The 20,967-nt window shown below is 54.2% G+C and carries 21 protein-coding genes, 1 tRNA gene and 1 other RNA gene; 1 reads left to right on the top strand and 22 read right to left on the bottom strand.

Features of this window, described 5'->3' with window-relative positions:
- Positions 1 to 395: 395 nt before the first annotated feature.
- The 20 genes from tyrS to ACZCED_RS14810 all read right to left on the bottom strand — a co-directional run bounded on the left by tyrS (position 396) and on the right by ACZCED_RS14810 (position 18,990).
- The gene (tyrS, locus tag ACZCED_RS14715) at positions 396 to 1,685 is read right to left on the bottom strand and encodes a tyrosine--tRNA ligase (RefSeq protein ID WP_462968659.1); all 1,290 of its coding nucleotides are present in this window, start codon (positions 1,683 to 1,685) and stop codon (positions 396 to 398) included.
- 46 nt (positions 1,686 to 1,731) lie between these two features.
- A complete protein-coding gene (gene rny, locus ACZCED_RS14720) occupies positions 1,732 to 3,294 on the bottom strand; it encodes a ribonuclease Y (RefSeq protein WP_464861103.1) in 1,563 nt (520 codons plus the stop codon).
- 152 nt (positions 3,295 to 3,446) lie between these two features.
- Positions 3,447 to 3,626: non-coding RNA, 6S RNA (gene ssrS, locus ACZCED_RS14725), on the bottom strand.
- A 109-nt stretch (positions 3,627 to 3,735) separates the two neighbouring features.
- Positions 3,736 to 4,029: a cell division protein ZapA gene (gene zapA / locus ACZCED_RS14730; protein WP_462968661.1), complete on the bottom strand. Its 294-nt coding sequence runs from the start codon at positions 4,027 to 4,029 to the stop codon at positions 3,736 to 3,738.
- 37 nt (positions 4,030 to 4,066) lie between these two features.
- A complete protein-coding gene (locus tag ACZCED_RS14735; protein WP_462968662.1) occupies positions 4,067 to 4,309 on the bottom strand; it encodes a hypothetical protein in 243 nt (80 codons plus the stop codon).
- Positions 4,310 to 4,574: 265 nt separating this feature from the next.
- On the bottom strand, positions 4,575 to 4,982 hold the full coding sequence (locus ACZCED_RS14740; protein ID WP_462968663.1) for a F0F1 ATP synthase subunit epsilon: 408 nt from the start codon (positions 4,980 to 4,982) through the stop codon (positions 4,575 to 4,577).
- 20 nt (positions 4,983 to 5,002) lie between these two features.
- Positions 5,003 to 6,418: a F0F1 ATP synthase subunit beta gene (atpD, locus tag ACZCED_RS14745; protein ID WP_462968664.1), complete on the bottom strand. Its 1,416-nt coding sequence runs from the start codon at positions 6,416 to 6,418 to the stop codon at positions 5,003 to 5,005.
- A gap of 22 nt (positions 6,419 to 6,440) precedes the next feature.
- Positions 6,441 to 7,331, bottom strand: coding sequence for an ATP synthase F1 subunit gamma (gene atpG / locus ACZCED_RS14750; protein WP_464861104.1), 891 nt, complete (start codon positions 7,329 to 7,331; stop codon positions 6,441 to 6,443).
- Positions 7,332 to 7,384: 53 nt separating this feature from the next.
- Positions 7,385 to 8,902 carry a F0F1 ATP synthase subunit alpha gene (atpA, locus tag ACZCED_RS14755; RefSeq protein WP_462968666.1) on the bottom strand — a complete coding sequence of 506 codons (1,518 nt, stop codon included), beginning with the start codon at positions 8,900 to 8,902 and terminating at the stop codon, positions 7,385 to 7,387.
- Entirely contained in the window at positions 8,902 to 9,453 is a 552-nt protein-coding gene (gene atpH, locus ACZCED_RS14760; protein ID WP_462968667.1) for an ATP synthase F1 subunit delta, read from the bottom strand. Before atpH ends, atpA begins: the two co-directional genes overlap by 1 nt.
- Positions 9,453 to 9,920 carry a F0F1 ATP synthase subunit B family protein gene (locus tag ACZCED_RS14765; RefSeq protein WP_462968668.1) on the bottom strand — a complete coding sequence of 156 codons (468 nt, stop codon included), beginning with the start codon at positions 9,918 to 9,920 and terminating at the stop codon, positions 9,453 to 9,455. Before ACZCED_RS14765 ends, atpH begins: the two co-directional genes overlap by 1 nt.
- 146 nt (positions 9,921 to 10,066) lie before the next feature.
- Positions 10,067 to 10,492 carry a F0F1 ATP synthase subunit B family protein gene (locus ACZCED_RS14770; protein ID WP_462968669.1) on the bottom strand — a complete coding sequence of 142 codons (426 nt, stop codon included), beginning with the start codon at positions 10,490 to 10,492 and terminating at the stop codon, positions 10,067 to 10,069.
- 145 nt (positions 10,493 to 10,637) lie between these two features.
- Positions 10,638 to 11,042 carry a bactofilin family protein gene (locus tag ACZCED_RS14775; RefSeq protein ID WP_462968670.1) on the bottom strand — a complete coding sequence of 135 codons (405 nt, stop codon included), beginning with the start codon at positions 11,040 to 11,042 and terminating at the stop codon, positions 10,638 to 10,640.
- Between the two features lie 68 nt (positions 11,043 to 11,110).
- Positions 11,111 to 12,214 carry a rod shape-determining protein RodA gene (gene rodA, locus ACZCED_RS14780; RefSeq protein ID WP_462968671.1) on the bottom strand — a complete coding sequence of 368 codons (1,104 nt, stop codon included), beginning with the start codon at positions 12,212 to 12,214 and terminating at the stop codon, positions 11,111 to 11,113.
- A gap of 317 nt (positions 12,215 to 12,531) precedes the next feature.
- On the bottom strand, positions 12,532 to 14,406 hold the full coding sequence (gene mrdA, locus ACZCED_RS14785) for a penicillin-binding protein 2 (RefSeq protein WP_464861105.1): 1,875 nt from the start codon (positions 14,404 to 14,406) through the stop codon (positions 12,532 to 12,534).
- Positions 14,403 to 14,930 carry a hypothetical protein gene (locus tag ACZCED_RS14790; RefSeq protein WP_462968673.1) on the bottom strand — a complete coding sequence of 176 codons (528 nt, stop codon included), beginning with the start codon at positions 14,928 to 14,930 and terminating at the stop codon, positions 14,403 to 14,405. Before ACZCED_RS14790 ends, mrdA begins: the two co-directional genes overlap by 4 nt.
- Positions 14,927 to 15,763: a rod shape-determining protein MreC gene (gene mreC, locus ACZCED_RS14795; RefSeq protein WP_462968674.1), complete on the bottom strand. Its 837-nt coding sequence runs from the start codon at positions 15,761 to 15,763 to the stop codon at positions 14,927 to 14,929. Before mreC ends, ACZCED_RS14790 begins: the two co-directional genes overlap by 4 nt.
- A gap of 8 nt (positions 15,764 to 15,771) precedes the next feature.
- Positions 15,772 to 16,812: a rod shape-determining protein gene (locus ACZCED_RS14800; protein WP_319404849.1), complete on the bottom strand. Its 1,041-nt coding sequence runs from the start codon at positions 16,810 to 16,812 to the stop codon at positions 15,772 to 15,774.
- A 165-nt stretch (positions 16,813 to 16,977) separates the two neighbouring features.
- Complete coding sequence (locus ACZCED_RS14805) at positions 16,978 to 18,057, bottom strand: serine hydrolase domain-containing protein (RefSeq protein WP_462968675.1); 1,080 nt, start codon at positions 18,055 to 18,057, stop codon at positions 16,978 to 16,980.
- Positions 18,058 to 18,069: 12 nt separating this feature from the next.
- On the bottom strand, positions 18,070 to 18,990 hold the full coding sequence (locus tag ACZCED_RS14810; RefSeq protein WP_462968676.1) for a S66 peptidase family protein: 921 nt from the start codon (positions 18,988 to 18,990) through the stop codon (positions 18,070 to 18,072).
- 60 nt (positions 18,991 to 19,050) lie between these two features.
- Between ACZCED_RS14810 and ACZCED_RS14815 the strand changes: the two genes are divergently transcribed.
- Positions 19,051 to 19,127, top strand: a tRNA-Pro gene (locus ACZCED_RS14815).
- A 459-nt stretch (positions 19,128 to 19,586) separates the two neighbouring features.
- Here ACZCED_RS14815 and ACZCED_RS14820 read toward each other — a convergent pair.
- Positions 19,587 to 20,393, bottom strand: a complete 807-nt coding sequence (locus ACZCED_RS14820; RefSeq protein ID WP_462968677.1) for a crotonase/enoyl-CoA hydratase family protein — start codon at positions 20,391 to 20,393, stop codon at positions 19,587 to 19,589.
- Between the two features lie 139 nt (positions 20,394 to 20,532).
- Positions 20,533 to 20,928 (bottom strand): SET domain-containing protein-lysine N-methyltransferase, encoded by a 396-nt coding sequence (locus ACZCED_RS14825; protein WP_462968678.1) that lies wholly within the window; start codon positions 20,926 to 20,928, stop codon positions 20,533 to 20,535.
- Positions 20,929 to 20,967 lie beyond the last annotated feature (39 nt).

The following is a 20,967-nucleotide window of genomic DNA, read 5'->3' on the forward strand; positions in this document are numbered from 1 at the left end:
GCCGCCAGCGTTCATTCTGAGCCAGGATCAAACTCTCCAATTAAACTATTTAACGTTACTTGCGTAACAAATTGACTTAAAGAGACCCAACTCTTAAAAACCTGTCACTATTTAGTTTTCAAAGATCAAAAATGTCGCCTTTCATCGGCTGACGAAAAGCTTAAATATACCATCCAAACGCCTACTGTCAACAATTAAAATATTATAATTTGAGTTGACGGGGAACATTTTTGAAGCCGCCCGAAAAGACCCACTTGAATACCGCCTGAGGCGTGACTGGATCCTTTTCGAAAGGCATATTTTTAAAGATCACAAAGGATGGTTCAGTTGTGTTTTACACACTTGAAAAACGAAGCGCTATCTACACGGCCCTGATGCCATTGTCAACGCTTATTTTAACTTAAAACCACGATCTTGAAAAAATGCTTTTTCCCTGCACGCAGCAATATTTGCATGTCACTGATATCCTTGCTGGTTATCATTTCATCAAAGCGCTCCAACCGCCGGCCATTCACATATCCGCCGCCTTGTTGAATTAAACGCCTGGCTGCTCCGGAAGAGTCGGCCAAGCCGACACGATGGAACAACCTGAAGCTGGGAATGCCATCTTTAAACTCCGCTACGTGCATTTCAACGTGGGGAACCGTCTCGTCATCAGACGTGTCATAAGCCCTCGGGATCTGACTTGACGGCAGCAGGCCATCGGGGATTCGCCTATAACCAAACATTGAAGAGGCGGATTGATTGGCTTTCTGGGCTTCTTCTTCGCCATGTGCCAACCGGGTCGCCTCAAATGCGAGGATCGATTTAGCCGCATTCAGATCTGCCCCCTGGAGGTCGGCAAGAGATTCGATTTCATCCAAGGGAAGAAAGGTGAAAAGAGCCAAGAATCGCATCACATCCCGATCGTCCGTATTCACCCAGAACTGATAATAATCGTATGGGGAGGTTCGATCGGGGTCGAGCCAGACGGCTCCGGCGGCAGTTTTGCCCATCTTGGCGCCACTGGCGGTGGTGATCAACGGAAAAGTGATCCCAAAGGCGCTTTTGCCCTCAACACGCCGGATCAGATCGATCCCGGCCACAATGTTGCCCCATTGATCGCTGCCACCCATCTGAAGGCAGCAATCATATCCCTTGCGTAGTTCTAAGAAATCGTAAGCCTGAAGGACCATGTAGTTGAACTCGATGAAACTCAGCCCCTCCTCCGAATCCAGACGCATTTTGTAGCTTTCCGCCTTGATCATTCGATTGACGGAAAAATGCCGTCCGATATCTCTTAGAAAAGGGATGTATTCCAATTTGGTCAGCCAGTCTGCGTTGTTGACCATAATGGCTTTGTTGTCTGAAAAATCGATAAAACGGGACAGTTGGTTTCTGAGGCCGATAACATTGGCGGCCACATCTTCCACCGTGAGGAGCTTCCGCATCTCGGTCTTTCCGCTGGGGTCTCCGACAAGACCGGTGCCACCGCCCACCAAAGCAATCGGCCGATGTCCGTTTCGCTGCATATGAGCCAGGGACATGATCGGGACCAGACTACCCACGTGAAGGCTCGAGGCTGTCGGGTCAAAACCGATATAGCAGGTCACCTGTTTGGCATCCAGATAGTCGTGCAAAGCCTCATCGTGGGTCGTCTGTTCCACAAATCCGCGCGCCCTTAGTATGTCCAGAACATTTTTCATTTCACATCAGCCTTTTGAGATCAGCGTTTACTGGGCCGCCACAGGTTTATTTATTGGCGTATTCAACCACGCGTGTCTCCCGGATGACCGTCACCTTGATCTGCCCGGGAAATGTCAGTGATTCTTCAATTTTTTTGGCAATATCGCGACTTAACAGCACCGATTCTTCATCCGACACCTTATCACTTTTTACGATCACACGAATTTCACGACCCGCTTGGATCGCATACGTGTTTGCCACCCCCTGAAATCCGTTGGCGATGCCCTCAAGGTCCTCGATACGTCTGATGTAATTTTCAAGCAGTTCCTTTCTTGCCCCGGGACGCGCCCCGGAAAGTCCGTCCGCTGCCTGCACCAGCAATGCATAAACAGAGGATGGGGGGATATCCTCGTGGTGGGCCCCGATGGCATGCACGACGCCGGGAGTCTCCCCAAATTTCTTGGCCAGCTTGGATCCGATCACCGCATGGGGGCCCTCGACTTCATGGTCAATCGCCTTACCGATGTCATGAAGCAGTCCCATACGTCGGGCGACCTTCTCCTTCAGCCCCAATTCAGCGGCCATGATGCCGCACATCACGCCCACCTCCACCGAATGCTGAAGCACATTCTGGGCATAGCTGGTACGGTATTTCAGGCGGCCCAGGTATTTAATCAATTCGGCATGGATACCGTGGACACCTAAATCAAAGGCGGCCTGTTCGCCGGCTTCCTTAATGGCCGTATCGACTTCCTGGCCCGCCTTCTTTACCACATCCTCTATGCGGGCAGGATGAATTCGTCCGTCTGAAATGAGCTTGATCAGGGCCAATCGTGCGACTTCACGACGGACCGGGTTGAAGCCGGAAAGGATAACCGCCTCCGGTGTATCGTCAATGATCAAATCGATACCCGTGGCCGCTTCAATGGCTCGTATGTTCCTGCCTTCTCGGCCGATGATCCGCCCCTTCATTTCATCACCGGGCAACTGAACGACCGAAACGGTCCGCTCGGCAACAAAATCACCGGCATAGCGCTGGATAGCGGTGGCGATGATCTTTTTGGCCTTTTTATCCGCCTCCTCGTTGGCCTCGTTTTCGATACGTTTGATCAGCTTGGCACCTTCATAACGGGCTTCATTTTCCATGGCACGAATCAGTAATTCTTTGGCCTGATCCGCGGTCAAGGTAGAAATCCTTTCCAATTGCGCCTTTTGTTCCGACAGCAGAGTGTTGTATTTTTCCTCTTTATTGGCAAGGGTCTTATCGCGATCAGATAGAGACTGCTCTTTTTCGGCGATTTCCTTTTCACGCTGATCGATCATGTCGGTCTTGCGGTCAATATTTTCCTCTTTTTGAATCAGGCGATGCTCTGCCTTTTTTAATTCCGAACGGGTTTCTTTGGCTTCAGCCTCGAATTCGCTCTTCATCTTAAACAGGAGATCTTTGGCCTCAATGCCCGCCTCCTTGATTAAACTGTCAGCTTTGGCTTTAGCCCCCTTGACGATTAAACCAGCTTCGTTTTCGGCGTTCTTCAGTTTTTTTGATCCCAACGCGCCTTTGAGCAAGAGTGCCACAACACAGCCGATGGCAGCTGATCCCGCAGCGATAATGATGGTATATATGTCCATGTGAATCTCCGATTCCTAAACATTATATATGTAGAGGGTTATCATCTGACAACCAGATGATGCCCATGTTACTCTCAAGGAAAAAGAAAAGGGAACGGGCAGGCGAGCAAAGCCTACGCGGGAATGAAGGAAGGCGGTTGAGAAGCGGGAATGGAACCCCCACCATTGTGCCGTGTTGGCCGGTCTTTGATCCAAAGGATCAAGTGGGCACCTTGTAGTTTCTTTAGGCTTTTCTGTACGGGCAGAACTTGCTCACCAAAACTAGTGAAGGTTCCCGATAAGTAAGTGTTGGGTCAAAGTTCACTTTCCAATCACGAACACGGCAGGGGTTGATTCGATACGCCGTTTGTCAATCACGATTACAGAACCAGTGCTTAACGTCGGTCACCGCTTTGGCAGCAATACACGACCACTTTTGCTATCGTTTTTTGTTTCGGGACATTAAGCAATCGCTTTTTCCAGTTCATTGAGAACCACTGCAGATTTTTTGGTCATACGGGTAAAAAATTGGTGATAACGTTCTTCGCGCTTAAACTGTTCGCTGGCAATATTCAGCCCTGTCAGGACCAAAATCGTTTCTCTATCGACATTAACCGGTTTACCGTCAAACTGGGATTGAACCTTCTGGACGGCATCCTCAAAGTGTGCTGCCACCTTTTCTGCATCGGGCACACCGGAATCTGTCTGAAAAGTAAATTTGCGACCAAATATGTGCAGTGTAACCGTTTGTTCCAATTAGCGTTCGTTCCTATAAATCCCGCAGGTCGGCTTTCTATTCCTCTGTAATCCCTTCTAGTCTTCCGATCAGGCTGTCAATTTTTGCTCTGACGAGTGCCGTCAATTCCTCATGTTTCTTTTCGGCCTCGTCTTTTTCCTGTATCAATTTTTCCAGTTGTCCAATTCGATTGTTCAGATCGTCGTTTTCCTTTTTAAGCTGCTTGCGGGCCTGAACAACATGCTCAACTTTTTGTTCAATGAGTTCAAATTGTTGAAGTATTGCTTCTATATCCAGCATATTAGTTTATCCTTCGCTATATCAATATAACCAGCCAACGGTTTTTAAGTCAAGTGCTTTTCATTAAGGTCAAATCCGGTGGGCATTGATTAACAGGGACGACCATTTAAATTAAACAGTGCATTCGCTGATTCAAAATTCGTTTTTCAATTCGACGTAAAAGGGGCAAACCGAATCCGGTTTACCCCTTTTTACATAATTACCTTCTACCATTTTTCATTGCGCCCCCACCAACGCGAGGGATCAGGGTCGCTATTATTTTTTGTCAGCGCGTTTCGGCGAGTTGTATCCTGCTGATGGCACGAAGCAGTGCCGCCTTGGCACGAACGTAATCGACATCCTTACCACCGGAGTCGAGACGCTTTTCCGCACGTTCAACAGCGGCCTTGGCCCGCTGTATATCAATGTCCTTGCGTCGCTCCGCCGATTCCGCCAAAACCGTCACGCGATCGGGAAGGGCTTCGGCGAATCCGCTGCTGACGAAAACAAACCGCTCGCGGCCACTTTCGTCCTTGTATTTCAGGGCGCCGGTCTTCAGCGTGGTCAGAAAGGGGGTATGACCGCTAAGCACACCGAACTCACCCATTGAACCGGGAGCCATGACAATCTGTGCACTTTCACTGACAACAGACTTTTCGGGAGTAACCACTTCGAGTCTAATGCTTTCAGCCATTTGCTACCTCTTTCTCTCCATTAAGCCTCGGCCATTTCCTTTGCCGCTTCAAGGACTTCTTCGATTCCGCCCCTCATGTAAAAGGCCTGCTCTGGAATGCTGTCGTGAACGCCTTCACAGATCTCTTTGAACGCACGGACCGTGTCTTCAACCTTGACGTATTTTCCGGCTTTACCGGTAAATGTTTCAGCCACGTGGAACGGTTGGGAGAGGAATCGCTGGATTTTACGGGCACGCTGTACAGTCAGTTTGTCTTCATCGGAGAGTTCTTCCATGCCAAGAATCGCAATGATGTCCTGAAGTTCCTTGTATTTTTGCAGCATGTTCTGAACTTGACGGGAAACCAGGTAATGTTCCTCACCAATGACCATGGGATCCAGGATCCGCGACGTTGAGTCCAGAGGATCCACCGCAGGATAAATGCCAAGCTCGGCGATCTGGCGCGACAGCACCACGGTTCCGTCAAGGTGGGCAAAAGTGGTGGCAGGCGCCGGGTCGGTCAAGTCGTCAGCAGGTACGTAGACACATTGAACAGCCGTAATAGAGCCCTTGTCCGTTGAGGTGATACGCTCCTGCAGGCCTCCGAGGTCAACAGCAAGCGTGGGTTGGTAACCCACCGCGGAAGGCATGCGGCCGAGAAGCGCCGACACTTCGGAGCCAGCCTGGGTGAAGCGGAAGATGTTGTCGATAAAGATCAGCACGTCCTGGCCTTCCTTGTCGCGAAAGTATTCCGCACAGGTCAAGGCGGAAAGTGCCACCCGTGCACGCGCCCCCGGCGGTTCGGTCATCTGGCCATATACCAGCGCCGCTTTGGGAAGAACCCCGGACTCCTTCATTTCGTGGTACAGGTCGTTGCCTTCACGGGTACGCTCGCCCACACCGGCAAACACGGAGATACCGCCATGCTGCATGGCGATGTTGTTGACCATTTCCATCATGATAACCGTCTTGCCAACGCCAGCGCCACCGAACATCCCCATTTTTCCACCGCGGGGAAAAGGCACCAGAAGATCGATCACCTTAACACCGGTTTCAAGTACGCGGACTTCCGTGTCCTGCTCGGTGAAAAGCGGTGCCGGACGGTGGATGGGCATCATTTTTTCCTGGCTGACCGGACCCAGGCCATCCACGGGACGCCCGACGACGTTGAGCACACGGCCCAGACTGGCTTCGCCCACGGGCATCATAATGGGGGCGCCGGTATCTTTTACCGCCATACCACGCACCAGGCCATCAGTAACGTCCATGGCGATGGTTCGCACCACATTGTCGCCGAGATGTTGGGCGACCTCGACCACCAGATTGTCCTCCTCGTCACTGATGGTAGGGTTGGTGATCAACAGTGCAGTGAGGATATTCGGCAGCTGCGCCTGTTCGAACTCAACGTCTACGACAGGTCCCATAACCTGTGTGATTTTGCCTATATTCTGTGCCATTTACAGCCTCCTAAAATGTGTTTTACCCCTTGAGGGCCTCGGCGCCGCCGACAATATCCATCAGATCCGCAGTAATGGCTGCCTGTCGGGCTTTGTTGTAAGCGAGGGTCAAATTGTCGATCATATCGTTGCACGCCTTGGTGGCGTTATCCATGGCGGTCATCCGGGCGGCATGTTCGCTGGTGGATGTTTCCAGCAATGCCCGGTAGATCTGAACATACACGTTGCGCGGCAGCAAATCGCCGAGAAGCTCCTCCGGCGATGGTTCACAAATGTGCTCGGCCTGGTATTCCGCAGAACCGCCATCTTCCGTTTCATCTTTTTCGATGGGCGGTATGGGCAGCAGTTTCTGGACTACCGGGAGTTGCTTGGCCATGCTCACGAATTCTGAATAAATAATGTAGACTTCGTCATAGTGACCGTCCAGAAATCCGTCCACCAGCTTTTTACCGGCGGTCGAGGCGACATTGAATCCGAACTTGCTGCCGACAACACCGAGATGCGCATCGACGATCTTACGGTTGTTTTTACGGCACCAGTCTCGCCCCTTCTTGCCGAAGCAGGTGAAGGAGTATTCGGCGCCTTCGATAGAATTGTTTTTAATGTGGTTTTTCGCCCCATCGGTTAGGTTGATGTTAAAGCCGCCGCACAACCCCCGGTCGGACGTGCATAAGACCACATGGATCTTTTTCACGTCCTCCTTGGGAATCAGCAACGGGCTGGCTTCATCACCGGCTTTTTCCGCCAGGCTGCCAAGGACTTCAGAAAATTTTTCGGCATAGGGGCGGAATCCGTCCATCGCCCCCTGCGCACCGCGCAACCGCGAGGTTGCCACCATGTTCATGGCTTTGGTGATCTGCTTGGTCTTCTTGACACCCTGGATTTTTAACTGGACTTCCTTTAACGTTGGCATAAAGTTTACGTCCTTATCGCATATGGGCTGAGTTCAGCAGTTTTCCAAAAGCCTTATTTGATGGTGTCTTTAAATTCTTCATTATACGCCTCAAGGGCGGACTTGAGCAGCCCTTCGATCTCTTCCGTGATATCCTGAGCCTCTTCCAGTTTGGAAAAAATCTGCGGGTAGCGCTCTTCGACGAAGGGATAGAGACCGGCTTCATACTTGGCGACGACGTCGGTGGGGAACTTGTCCAAATACCCACGTGTCGCGGCATATAGGATGGTTACCTGCTTTTCGTGAGAAAGGGGCTTGTACTGGGGCTGTTTAAGCACCTGAATCAGGCGCGCCCCGCGGGTAAGCTGCCGCTGCGTGGCGGCATCCAGGTCACTGCCGAAGGCGGCAAAGGCCTCCAGTTCGCGGAACTGGGCCATATCCAGGCGCAGCGTACCGGCCACTTTTTTCATGGCCTTGGTCTGGGCGGCACCGCCGACACGGGAGACTGACAGACCGACGTTGATAGCCGGTCGAACACCGGCGAAAAACAGCGCGGGCTCCAGGTAGATCTGGCCATCGGTGATCGAAATCACGTTGGTCGGAATGTAAGCCGAAACGTCACCGGCCTGGGTCTCAATGATCGGCAGGGCCGTCAGGGAGCCGGCGCCGAGTTCATCGCTGAGCTTGGCCGAACGTTCCAACAGTCTGGAGTGGTTGTAGAAAATGTCGCCGGGGTAGGCTTCGCGTCCCGGCGGCCGTCTGAGCAGCAGGGAGACCTGCCGGTAAGCAGCAGCCTGCTTGGAAAGATCGTCGTAAATGATCAGGGCATGCTGGCCTTTGTCGCGGAAGTATTCACCCATGGCACATCCGGCGTATGGTGCCAGATACTGCAAGGTCGCTGGGTCGGAGGCGCAGGCGGCAACGATGGTGGTGTATTCCATGGCCCCTTCCCTTTCGAGAACGGCCGCCACCTGGGCAACGGTAGACTTTTTCTGGCCGCAGGCCACGTAGATGCAATATACATCGGTGTTCTTCTGGGCCAGGATGGCATCCACGGCCACCGCGGTCTTGCCGATCTGGCGGTCGCCGATGATCAACTCACGTTGCCCCTTGCCCACCGGGGTCATGGCGTCGACCGCCTTCAGGCCGGTGTAGCAAGGTTCGTGAACCGACTTTCTGGCGATAACACCCGGGGCCACCATTTCCACGCGGCGAAAATCCGGTGTGTCGATGGCGCCCTTGCCGTCGATGGGCTCTCCAACACCGGAAACCACGCGACCGAGCACCGCCTCGCCTACCGGCACCTGGGCGATTTTACCGGTCCGTTTGACCATGTCACCCTCTTTGATGCCGGTGTCCTCGCCCATGATGGCGATACCCACGTTATCCTCTTCCAGGTTGAGCACCAGGCCAAGAACGCCGCCGGGGAACTCCACCAGTTCGAGTGCCATGACTTTTTCCAGGCCGTATACCCGGGCAATGCCGTCACCCACGGAAAGCACGACACCGGTTTCGCTCAGTTCGATCTTCTTGTCATAATCCGTGATCTGCTCTTTGATGATCTGACTTATTTCTTCAGCTCTTAGTTCCATTAGACACGCTCACCCCTTTTTAAAGATTCTCTCATATTGAGCAACTGCGTCCGGACACTGCCGTCCAGAACCAGATCGCCGATGCGGGTCACAATACCGCCGATCAGTTCCGGATCCTGCTCAACCTCCAGAATGATATCCTTACCTGTCCGTTTGGACAGGGCTGACCGAATTTTATCAACGGTTTCGGATGAAAGTTCGGTTGCCGAAACCAGACTGGCCCGGGCGACGCCTTTGAGTTCATCGGCAAACTTTTGAAAAAAGTCGTTGATGTTACTCAAAAACCCGATCCGCCCCTTGTCGAATAGAAAAAGAAGAAAGGTGGCCATGGCCTGAGACAGCTTCAGATTATCCATTACGGTCGTCAGGACTTTTTTGCGCCCATCCGCATCATAGAGCGGATTGACCAGCACCTGTTGAAGGCTCTTTTCCTGCTCGATCAGATTAGCAAAAGCACCCAATTCTTCCCGGTAGGTCTCTGTTTTCCCATCCTCCTTACCGATCAGCAGGAGTGCTTTGGCGTACCGCCTTGCAATCGCCAGATTCTTCACTATGCCACCACCTTCTCTAAGTATTCATCCACCAGTTTTTCCTGGTCTTCCGAGTTGATCCTTTCCTTGATGATCGCCTCGGCCTTTGCCAGGGCCTTTTCCACGATGATCGCCTTGAGTTCTGTTTTGGCCTGTAGGAATTCGTGCTCGATATTCTTGCTGGCCTGCTCTTTGAGCCTTTCTGCGGCCGCCTCGGCTTCTTTCAGGATTCTGGCCTTGGCCTCTTCGCCCTGCTTCACGTACTCGGCCAGCATGGCTTCGGTTTCTTTGTCCAGATCAGCCATTTTGGCATCGTACTCGGCCAGCTTGGCTTCCGCCTCCCGCTTCTTTTCTTCCAATGCCGCCAGCTGCTCTTTGATGCCCTGGATGCGTCCGCCCAGCGCCTGGGAGACCGGTTTCTTGAGAACCAGAAAGAGTCCGATCGCCAACACGGCAAAATTCATCACCCGGTAGGTGTCCGTTGCCATCCATCCCTTGGCTCCTGCCTCACCGTGTCCGCCTCCACTTTCCGCAAAAGCGACAGCGCTTCCAAACAAAAGAAGCGCAGCCATAGCCAGTGGCAACATCCACCCAGCGCTACGGCGGCGCTTCTTGCTGAAAATTGGAACGTTCATTAAGCAACCCTCCCCAATATTTTTTGTCCAATCGCATCTGCAAATGCGTCAATTTCATCCTCCAGCGCGGCCTTGACGGCACCCATATCCTGCGCAATTTTTTCCTTGACTTCCTTGAGCTCGGCCTGGGCGCTATCGTTGATCTTGCCCATGATCGCCTTTTCTTCATCTGCAGCGGCCTGCATCAGTACTTCCTTTTCTTTCTGGCCGGCAGCCCGGGCCTGACGGACACCATCGGCATATGCGTCCTCTTTGTTCTGGACCTGTTGGGCGGAGCCGTCAATGTCGGACTGCATTCCGACCATTTTTTCTTTTCTCTCCAGCAGTATTTTTCGAATGGGCCGGTAGAGCACCATGTTCAAAATCCAAATTAACAGTAAAAAATTCGCAATTTGCAAGACTATGGATCCATCGACGCTTACCATCTAAGAGCCTCCGTTGAAGTAGGATTAAATATCCCAAAAAACAATATATTGTCTATAAATGATATGACTTACGAAAGGTGCGAACTCCGGCGGTCTATACCATCAGCACCGTCGAAATGTCAAAGGTTTTTTAAAATTTAATCCGTCATCCGGATTTCTTTTCATCACGCGTTGTTTCTATCGCTTTTCTTTCGACAGGCATCGGTTGCGGTTTGACCATGCTGCAATTTCCGTTAAAAAAAACCCCTGTTTCAATGGAAATCACCGGCGCCTGGATATCCCCGGTGATTTTGGCCGGCGGATAGACGTCGATTCGCTCGCCAGCCTGAATATGTCCATTGACCGTTCCCTTGACGATGGCTGTTCCCACATGGATATGTGCCTCCACCACTGCTCGTTCACCGATGATCACGGTGCCCTTCTCCGAAACGATTTTTCCACTGACCGCACCGTCCAGCCGGATGGTGTCTTTGAATGACAGGGTCCCTTCGATGGTGGTTCCGACACCCAGCAGTGTGGAAATATGGTCCGAGCTCTCTTTTTTTTTCATCGTATCTCCCTGTTTACGAATAAATAACAAGGTTTTGACACCTCGACCGCGATGGCCGCCCGCTGCGGTTATTCAAATTTGAACCGGCGCATGCTCACATTCATGAGCAGGCCGATGCCCATCATCATGGTGATGATCGACGACCCGCCATAACTCACAAAAGGCAGGGTCACGCCAACCACCGGCATGAGCCCCATGACCATACCGATGTTGATGAGGACCTGCCAGGCGATCATGGCGGTCACCCCCACGGAAAGCATGGTGCCGAAAGGATCACGGCAGCGACCGGCAATGCTGAGCCCCCAGGCAATGATAATCAAAAACAGAACGACCACCGACAACGACCCCATCAGCCCCCACTCTTCAGCCAGCACTGAAAAAATGAAGTCGGTATGCTGTTCCGGCAAGAAAGAAAGCGCGTTTTGGGTCCCCTTTAAGAACCCTTTGCCCGTGAGCATTCCAGACCCGATGGCGATTTTTGATTGGATGATGTGATAGCCGGCACCCAGCGGGTCACGGTCCGGATTCAAGAACGTCAGGATGCGCTGCTTTTGGTACCCACGCAAGAAAAACCAGACCAGGGGGACGAGCATGGTAAAGGTGGCGATCAGCCAGCTCAATGCCCTACGCTCGATCTTGGCAAAAAGCGTCATGGCCCCGGCAATCAGCGCAATCACCATTGCCGTACCCAAGTCCGGCTGGCGAACAATCAGGGCAAAGGGCACCGCTGTAAGAAAAGCCGGGACCATCAGGTCGCGCAGGGTGAGTCCGTCGGTATTGATCATCTTCGCAAAATAACGGGCCAGGACGATGATAACGGCGACCTTGGCCATCTCGGAAGGCTGGAGGGTAAAGGGGCCAATGGCCAGCCATCGCCGGGATCCGCTCACGTACTTGCCGAAGAACAGCACTGCCGCCAATGAACCCACGGATGCCAGAAAAATGAAATTGGCAAACCGTTCGAACTGCTTGTAGTCGAACAAAAAGCAGAAAATCATGACTCCGAAGCCGATACCATACCAGATCAGCTGTTTCCGGAACAGGGTGAGGTCAGGGTCGACGGCACCGGCGGTTACGGCACTGTAGAGCACCACCAGCCCGGCGGTTCCGATGGAAAGGGTGAGCGCCAGGAGCCCCCAATCAAAGCATTGCAGCAATCGTCGGTCAAACATGACTTCCTATTCCCAAAGCGTCTTGTTAAATCGGTTAAACTGGACGGACATACCGGTTATGAAACGATGCTGAGTCCACGTGGAAAAAAGGCCATGCGTCAAACCCCCGATGGCACATGAGGTTTTACCCGCTCATCATTTTTTATTCTTATGCAGCCGCGGCGCCAATCCCCACCACCATAATAGCCAACAATGCCGTGAAGTCACGCAAAACCATGCGGAACTTGACTAAAGCGCCTCATTGACGGGCGATGCACGAGCATTTTTTAACGTGTCGATACCAAATACTGCCAGCGCGTGAGCATGGCGACAAGGGGTCAATCGCCTTCGGCGGAGGTCGCCGGTTCGACAGCCGGTGGCGCATCGGGTTTGGGTTGTCCCCCGGACAGATAGAACCGGATCATTTCAGCCGCCACCGGAGCGGCCGCGCTGGATCCATGCTCTCCATGCTCGATGATCACCGCCACGGCGATCCTGGGATTTTCCCGGGGCGCATAGGCAACAAACCAGGCGTGGTCCTTGATTGAGCCCCAATCATTTTCTCCTTCGGCGGCATCCTCTCGCCGTCCTGCGACCTGGGCAGTGCCTGTCTTGCCGCTCATGCCCATTCCCTCCAGCCGACTGCGCCAGGCAGTTCCGTGCCGATCATTGACGACGTTGAACAGTCCCTCTTTCACCAGCCACAAATTTTTTTCGCTGATTGGCAGCCGGCCCACAACCTCGGGTGTGCTCTCGTACTTGGTCTGCCCGTCCGCTGTCCGAATGCTTTTAACGATCATGGGGCGATAACGCGTCCCCCCGTTGCCGACTGCAGCAGCCACCATTGCCATCTGCAAAGGGGTTGCCAGATTGAACCCCTGACCGATTGACACCGACAGGGTTTCGCCCTTCTGCCAGGAAACCCCCACCCGTTTTTTCTTCCACTGGGCGGTTGGAATCAGGCCGCCCTCTTCATGATCCAGATCGACGCCGGTGGGTTCCCCCAGGCCAAAGGCATTCGCGTACCATGCCAGGCGGTCCACGCCGAGTTCGAGCCCCACTTTGTAAAAATAGACATCGCAGGATTCGCTCAAGGCCTTTAAGACATCCACCTCGCCATGTCCCCACTTCTTCCAGCACCGATAGGACCGGTTGCCGAATTTAAGAAAGCCGGGACAGAAATGGGAGGTATTTTCATCGATAACGCCCTCTTCGAGCCCAGCGGCGGCAACGATGATCTTGTAGGTAGACGCCGGTGGGTATTCGGCCTGGATGGCCTTGTTTTCCAATGGGTGCGAGGGATCCGATACCAAGGCATTCCAGGTTTCATGCGACATGCCCGAAATAAAGGCATTCTGATCGAAGGAGGGGCTGGATGCCATCGCCAAGATCTGACCGTTTGACGGATCCACCGCCACGGCCGCCCCCGCCTGACCCGTCAGCAACTGCTCCGCCGTCGATTGGAGGGCGTGGTCGATGGATAAAACGATATTGTGGCCTGGGGTGGCATCCACCGTATTGATCGCCCGAACCACCTGGCCAGTAGCGTTGACCTCCACCTGCTGGCCGCCGCGCTTGCCGCGAAGCCAATCTTCCCTGACCCGTTCGATACCATATTTTCCGATAAAATCGCCGCTTTTACAGTCGCCATAGATCTTGTTCTTCAGTTCCTCGACGCTGATCTCCCCCATATAGCCCAGGATATGCGCCGAGCTGGGGCTGAAAATATAATCCCGACGGGGAGAGACGCTGACCAGGATACCGGGCAGGTCCCATCGGTTCACCTCGATGGCTGCCAGTGCGTCCCGACCGATATCGGGTTTGAGCAAAACGGGTTTGTAGGCGCGCGTCCCCTTGGCTTTCTCCAGGCTGTCCAACAACAGCGTTTCGTCGATACCCGTATACCGGGATAGCTTTTCAATGGTCCGTTCAAGCGGATGGGCATCCTTGACAGTAATACTCAGGTCATAGGAAGGCCGGTTGTCCGCCATGAGCCGGTCATGGGCATCATATATCAACCCACGGGGCGCATCCACGCTTCTTAACCGAATGCTGTTGATCTCCGACAATCGCCGAAGCTCACCGCCTTCGATCACCTGAAGAAACAGCAGCCGGGCAATCAACACGACGAATGCGGCAATCACCACTGTCAGTGCAGCGCTCAACCGCTTGCTGAACCAGTCGCTGTCCACATTGTCCAGGTAGTTGGTCAAGATGTCCTCAGAGGGCCTTTTTCCGCATAGAAGGATTTTTTCGCCCGATCGACCATTTTCTGACCGCGGATGAAAAACAGCATCAGAAAGGGACCGGTCACCGCCCCCCACAGCACCTGCCCGGAAACGACGGGAAACATGGATTCCACCGGCCAGGGGGCCGACGCCAGCACCACAGCCGAGAAAGCCACCACCAGGCTTTCGAAAGCAACACCGGCGCTGACCAGTAGCGGCAGCAGGATCACATTGCCCACTTGCAGGAACTGGATAGCCCAGCGCACGCCCACGTACATCCACAAATAGGCGGTCAGGTGGACGCCAAATACACCGCCGGAGATGCCGTCCATGGCCAGCCCACTCAACACGAGGACGGGGATGGCCCCGCGCGGCAGGTGGTAAACCCCCAGGTAAACCACGAACGGAGCCAAGAGGTCGTAAAGGTGCACCGCTCCTCCGCCAACCAGCATCGTCGTCTGAAGAATAATCAAAAACAGGCAAATGATCAGATGATAAGCGTAAATCATGGGTCCCCGAGAGGCCTTGGGTAAGCCGGTTCGGAAATGATAAACACTTCTTCGAGAATCTCGAAATCTACATATGGGGTAACCGACACCATCTGAAAGATACCGGCGTTTTGGCGAACGATTTCGGAAATGCGCCCCACCCGGAACCCCTTGGGAAACACGCCGTCCAGGCCGGAAGAGACCACTATGTCCCCCACACTGATCTCATGCTTCCTCAGGACATAGTCGAACACGCAGAAATCAGCCCCCCCGCCTTTGACAATGCCCCGCGCCCGGGTTTGCTGCACCAAGGCATCCACGGCACTGTTGGGATCAGTCAGCAGGAGCACCTTGGCATACTGGGCTGTCGCATCCACAACCACGCCGACAATCCCCTCGGGAATCACCACGGGAGCGCCCTGCCGGACGCTGTCCCGGGTTCCCTTGTCCACAATGATGGTCTTCGACCAGGCAGACGGATCCTTGCCAACTACCTGGGCGGCGATCATTGGTCGCGGAATCTCTTTTTCAAAACCCAGCAGATGGCGGAGCCGGTCGTTGGCAATGTTGGTTTCGCTGCAGTGGTTGAGTTGCTCCAGGCTCTGCCCCAGCGCCTTTTTCAGTCGCTGGTTCTCTTCAGTCGTGGAAACCAGGAAGAAATATTGATTCCACAGGTCCTTGACGGAATTTAAAAATGCGGTGAGCTGTTTCTGGAAGGGCGAGACGATGACGAGGGCACTCCTGCCGAGTCCGGAAGGCGCCTGGGTGTGTTTGCCGGTTATCGTCAAAAGGATGATATTCACCGCGACCAGAACGATCACCAAGGCAACCAGAATCATCCTTTTGGAAAACATGGGATCCGTTAAACGATGACAATCTGTTTGAGGATTTCGAGGCTGTCCAGCATTTTGCCGGACCCTAACGCCACAGTGGACAGCGGATCTTCGGTAACCGTAATGGGAAGCCCACTCTCCTCTCTGAGCAGCTTGTCCAGGTTCTTCAGCAACGCACCGCCGCCGGTGAGCACGATCCCCCGATCCACGATATCAGCTGCCAGTTCGGGCGGGGTCTGCTCGAGGGCTATTTTCACCGTTTCCACGATGGCTTCAATCTGTTCGGATATGGCTTCCCTGATCTCTTCGGAATCGATGGCCAGAATCTTGGGAATACCGGTAACCAGGTCCCGCCCCTTGACCTCGATGGTCTCTAATTTGTTGGGATCCGGATAGGCGTTGCCGATGGTGGTCTTGATGATCTCGGCTGTGCGCTCACCGATGAGCAGGTTGTATTTGCGTTTGACATATTGGATGATGGCTTCGTCCATCTTGTCGCCGGCCACCCGCAGGGAGCGGCTGTAGACGATTCCGGCGAGGGAGATGACCGCCACCTCGGTGGTCCCGCCGCCGATGTCCACCACCATGTTGCAAGTGGGTTCGGTGATGGGCAGGCCGGCGCCGATGGCTGCCGCCATGGGCTCTTCGATCAGGAATACCTCGCGGGCGCCTGCAGATTCCGCCGACTCGCGCACGGCTCGCTTTTCAACCTGAGTGATGCCCGACGGCACGGCGATGATGATGCGCGGCCGGACGAAGGTCCGCCGGTTGTGGACCTTGTGGATGAAGTGGCGCAGCATGGCCTCGGTCACTTCGAAATCGGCAATCACGCCGTCGCGCATAGGCCGGATGGCCACGATATTCCCCGGCGTCCGGCCAAGCATGTTCTTAGCTTCCATGCCCACGGCCAGCACGCGGTTTTTGGTGCGGTTGTCCGTTCGAACGGCAACCACGGAGGGCTCGCTGAGAACAATGCCCTTGCCTTTAACGTATACCAGCGTATTGGCCGTACCCAAGTCGATAGCCAAGTCGCTGGAAAAGACACCCAGAATGGAATCAATGAAGTTCATGCCGCCTCTTTTTCGTTTTGAATCTCAACAGCGCCAATTAAGTCTTGCACGAGGGGCAACGGCAATAGGGCCGGCCTTTCTGCGCAGTAAACGAGCTCAACGCACCGCTACCAGAAATAGCCAGTGATTTCAAGACTTGATTTGTTGAATTCGGCTTTAATCCAATTAGATTTCAAAATGTTCCATGATCCGCTCGTGGATCAGGGGACGGAACCGACCCAACCGGGTATTCCAACGAAAGGGATGCACCCGGTTGGTAAGCAGGATAACGCAGAACTCTTTTTCCAAATCCAACCAGACGGAAACTCCCGTAAAACCCAGATGGCCCACAGCGTCGGCTGAAAAATAACGGCCCGCGCTGGAGTTTTGCGCCGATGGGCGGTCGAAGCCCAGCGGCAATCGATGTTTGCCCTCTCCGTTGAATACACCGGAAAGGATCTGCTTTGAGAAAACGGATGCTGGCGAACGGCCCCGATAGTCGGCAACCAGGAACCGCAGAAGCCGAAAGACGGCCTCGGCCGTGCCAAACAGGCCGGCGTGCCCGTCAACACCGCCGGCAAACCAGGCATTGTCATCATGCACTTCGCCGACCAGCAGTCGGTTCCGAACCGGGCAAAGTTCGGTGGCGGCAAAGGGCCTGCAGGGCAGAAGGTCCCGGGTGAGATCCACGAAAAAAAGATCGGTCAACGCCATTGGGCCATAAATTTCGTCCTGGAGAAATTCATTCATGGGGCAACCGGCCGCCGCTTCGACCAGCCGGCAAAGCAGCATGAAACCCAGATCGCTGTATCGGGTCGTCTCCCCCGGTCGGTCCTCCAGCGGGGTAATTTTCAGCAGATCCAGCACAGCCGCCCTGCGCTTCAACGGTGCAAGGGACTTTAGCGTCATGTAGAAAAGACGGTGGGCGGGGAAACCACTTTGGTGGCAAAGCAGTTGCCGTGCCGAAATAGCCGCCTTGTCGCTGCCGGCCAACGCGGGCAGCCATTTTTCCACAGGCTGGTCCAGATTGATCCGTCCTTGATCCGCCAGCCTGGCCACCGCCAGGGTGGTGGCCAGGGGTTTGGTCAGCGATGCCAGGTCAAACACGGTATCCCGGGTCATGGGTTGGCCCGAGAAAAGGTTGGCCTTTCCATAAGCCTCGAAAAAAAGCCGGGTATCGCCTTTTCCCACCAGGAGCACGGCTCCGGGGAATACATGCTCCCGAAGGCCCTTGTTCATCAGATCGTGGATGGAAGAGTTATTCATCGCTGGCTTCCACTAACGGACGGCAGGTCCCGCAAACGTCAACCGTCCGGAGTCGGTGTCCAGCCGGACGGGCAGGCCCACCGGCAGCGTCATGTTGACCGCGCCGTGGCCCACGTCGAATCCAGCCAGAATGGGGAGGTTCAACCCGCCCAGCCGATCGGCAACGATGCGGTGGACCGTCTCGGCAGATCCGCAGCCGGTAAAGGTCCCCAACGCCAGGCCGGCAAGACCGTCGAAGCAGCCGGCCATCCTCATCTGGGTCAACATGCGGTCGATACGGTAGGCGGCCTCTCCCCGATCTTCGATCAGCAAAATGCCTCCGTTGAGATCCGGCTGAAACGGGGTGCCCGTGAGGTGGCCAAACAAGGTCAGGTTGCCACAAAAAAACCGCCCCACACCGATGCCGGAATGAATCACCCGGCTCGCCGAGGCGCAAAGCGACAGCGGCTCCGGCGTTGACAGCGCCAACAGAAAACGATCCCGGGTCGACGGGTCAGCTTTGCCCAATGTCGTGACCGTCGGCCCGTGGAAGGCCACCATGCGGCAACGCTGTACCAAAAAATCCAACAGCACCGTGATATCGCTAAAGCCGACAAACACCTTGGGATGGTGGAAAATGGTATCTATGTCCAGTAACGGCAGGATGCGCATGGCCCCGTACCCGCCGCGGGCACAGATAATGCCGTCAATGTCGGGATCGGCGAACAGCCGGTTCAGCACGTCCGCCCGGTGCTGGTCCGAACCGGCCAGATAACCGTTTTGGTCGAATATCGATTGCGGAATGACGAGGTTGAAATTCATCGATTCCAGGACCCGAATGCCGGCCTCAAATGATTCACGATCAAACGGGCTGGACGGTGCAACGATGCCAAGGGTATCGCCGGGTTTGAGGGCCGGCGGCAACACCGGCTCGGGTTGGCTCTGGGGGTTCACTTTTTTACCTCTGCCTCCTTGACACCGGTTGATGATGATGCTAAAGAACTGTTTTCTCGTCGGGGCGTAGCGCAGACTGGTAGCGCACTTGAATGGGGTTCAAGGGGTCGGAGGTTCAAATCCTCTCGCCCCGACCAGAATCAAAGCAATCAAGCCACTCAGCAGCACTGGGTGGCTTTTTTTTATTGATCAAACATTGTAGCCCAATTTGTGCAAAAGCTAAAGGCCGGAGTTGCTATTCCGGACGGAGAACATCTTTGATCTCCTCTTCAACGGTGGCCGGTGATACCCTGACCACCCCTTCCGGTTCCACCGCAACGGGGCAACCGAAGAACGATCGGCAGATCGGTAACCATTCATATCTTCAGTTGAAAATCATTTACGAAGTTTATTTAAAAAATGTTGTTCAAGTGCTCACAGACGTCTCCTATCGCAGGTATATTCATTCAATTTGGCGGTGTCCCAAAGGGGTCATGGAATGAACGTCTCGATCACAGGAATCTGAAGCAGGCCAAACAAGGCGTGTAACGGAGAGCGGAAAAACCGTCGACCGGCAATCATCTCAATGGTCGCTAGGTTGTGCGGCAACCTTGGCATCATTTGCCGTGGAATACGGGCTCACGTTTTTCCATGAAGGCGCTGACGGCTTCCATCAAATCTTCGGAAGGCAGGGCCGCGGCGTTTTTCTGGGCCACATAGGACAGCCCGGCATAGACACCGTTGTCCCGGCTGTAGTTGATCACCTCCTTGACGCCTTGAACGGTGAGCGGAGCCATGGCGGCGATCTCTTTCGCCAGATCACCGGCGGCCAGGATTAGCGCCTCCCGGTTCTCGCAGACTCGGGTGACAAAGCCCATCTGAAGGGCCTCATCGGCAGCGAAGTCTCTACCGGTGAGAGCCAGTTCCCTGAACCATCCCTGGCCGATGATGTGGGGCAACCGCTGCAGGGTTCCCAGATCGGCGATGATGGCCAGCCGCGTTTCGCGAATACTGAACAGCGCATCGGCTGAAGCCAGCCGGATGTCACAGGCGGACAACAGGTCCACGCCGCCGCCGATGCAGTGGCCATGCACTGCGGCGATCACCGGCTTCCTGCAGCGCTCGATGGCGTTGTTGCTCTCTTGGAATTCCAGAATGGTTTTCTTCAAGCGTTCCCGGTCGTCGGCACCTTGGCCGACCAGCATGGCCCCGGCTTCCAGAAGGTCCAGGCCCGCAGTAAAGTTTTTACCTTCGGCACGGATGACCACGGCCCTCACGGTGGGGTCTTCATCAAGCCGCCGGAAATGCCCGGTCACTTCTTCAAAAAACGTCATGCCCATGGCATTGTGCCGTTCGGGCCGGCATAAGTTCAGCCAGGCGACATGCCCGTCGATCTCCACCTCGATCGCTTTGGTTTTACTCATTGAGCAATCCCTTTAATGATTCGTCACGAACCGGTCCTTTTTTCAGGTTCTGTCGTTTTTTCTCCATCGCCGAGGCCGCGTTTCCCGTTCGGATGATTAACTTGCAGACGGAGAAAAAATCGTAGCGGAGCCCAGCCCTTCATTCGGGGGCCAATTCCCTTGATTCCCACCACTCTTTTCCGTAATTGACGAAAAGCTGATTGCCGGCAGCTACCGCCTTGATGGTGTGAAACACAATCAGGTCCCGGTCGGTATCGTGCCAGTATTCGGTATTGTGATGATAGGAGTGGTTGAACAGGCTTCCCCATCCAAGCACCAGGGAATAATAGTCCGAATCACCATTATCTTCCTTTGATTCCAGATTGAACACGTAGTCATCGAGTGAGCCGGCGCATTCGCTGGCTTTAATCCGAAGATAAGGGCACTCTTCGAGCGTCGTGTCTGCAGGGATGAACGTTGTCGTGAAAATCCCGTGGCCGAAGCCACATGGAGAAATGACAATCTTGGGATGTCTGAAAAGCGGGTTTGGCTTCATTTTAGCGGCTCGTATCAATTCGAGTTCCTATCAATCCGG

The organism is Desulfosarcina sp. (assembly GCF_055467485.1).

Excerpts from the sequence above, each read along its gene's own strand:
- ACZCED_RS14790 (WP_462968673.1), bottom strand. The coding sequence starts at position 14,930 with ATGATTTACGCTTATCATCTGATCATTTGCCTGTTTTTGATTATTCTT.
- atpA (WP_462968666.1), bottom strand. The coding sequence starts at position 8,902 with ATGGAACTAAGAGCTGAAGAAATAAGTCAGATCATCAAAGAGCAGATC.
- ACZCED_RS14775 (WP_462968670.1), bottom strand. The coding sequence starts at position 11,042 with ATGAAAAAAAAAGAGAGCTCGGACCATATTTCCACACTGCTGGGTGTC.
- ACZCED_RS14735 (WP_462968662.1), bottom strand. The coding sequence starts at position 4,309 with ATGCTGGATATAGAAGCAATACTTCAACAATTTGAACTCATTGAACAA.
- ACZCED_RS14805 (WP_462968675.1), bottom strand. The coding sequence starts at position 18,057 with ATGAATAACTCTTCCATCCACGATCTGATGAACAAGGGCCTTCGGGAG.
- rodA (WP_462968671.1), bottom strand. The coding sequence starts at position 12,214 with ATGTTTGACCGACGATTGCTGCAATGCTTTGATTGGGGGCTCCTGGCG.
- atpD (WP_462968664.1), bottom strand. The coding sequence starts at position 6,418 with ATGGCACAGAATATAGGCAAAATCACACAGGTTATGGGACCTGTCGTA.
- ACZCED_RS14825 (WP_462968678.1), bottom strand. The coding sequence starts at position 20,928 with ATGAAGCCAAACCCGCTTTTCAGACATCCCAAGATTGTCATTTCTCCA.
- ACZCED_RS14800 (WP_319404849.1), bottom strand. The coding sequence starts at position 16,812 with ATGAACTTCATTGATTCCATTCTGGGTGTCTTTTCCAGCGACTTGGCT.
- tyrS (WP_462968659.1), bottom strand. The coding sequence starts at position 1,685 with ATGAAAAATGTTCTGGACATACTAAGGGCGCGCGGATTTGTGGAACAG.
- ACZCED_RS14820 (WP_462968677.1), bottom strand. The coding sequence starts at position 20,393 with ATGAGTAAAACCAAAGCGATCGAGGTGGAGATCGACGGGCATGTCGCC.
- ACZCED_RS14770 (WP_462968669.1), bottom strand. The coding sequence starts at position 10,492 with ATGGTAAGCGTCGATGGATCCATAGTCTTGCAAATTGCGAATTTTTTA.
- ACZCED_RS14765 (WP_462968668.1), bottom strand. The coding sequence starts at position 9,920 with ATGGCAACGGACACCTACCGGGTGATGAATTTTGCCGTGTTGGCGATC.
- ACZCED_RS14740 (WP_462968663.1), bottom strand. The coding sequence starts at position 4,982 with ATGGCTGAAAGCATTAGACTCGAAGTGGTTACTCCCGAAAAGTCTGTT.
- mreC (WP_462968674.1), bottom strand. The coding sequence starts at position 15,763 with ATGTTTTCCAAAAGGATGATTCTGGTTGCCTTGGTGATCGTTCTGGTC.
- atpG (WP_464861104.1), bottom strand. The coding sequence starts at position 7,331 with ATGCCAACGTTAAAGGAAGTCCAGTTAAAAATCCAGGGTGTCAAGAAG.
- rny (WP_464861103.1), bottom strand. The coding sequence starts at position 3,294 with ATGGACATATATACCATCATTATCGCTGCGGGATCAGCTGCCATCGGC.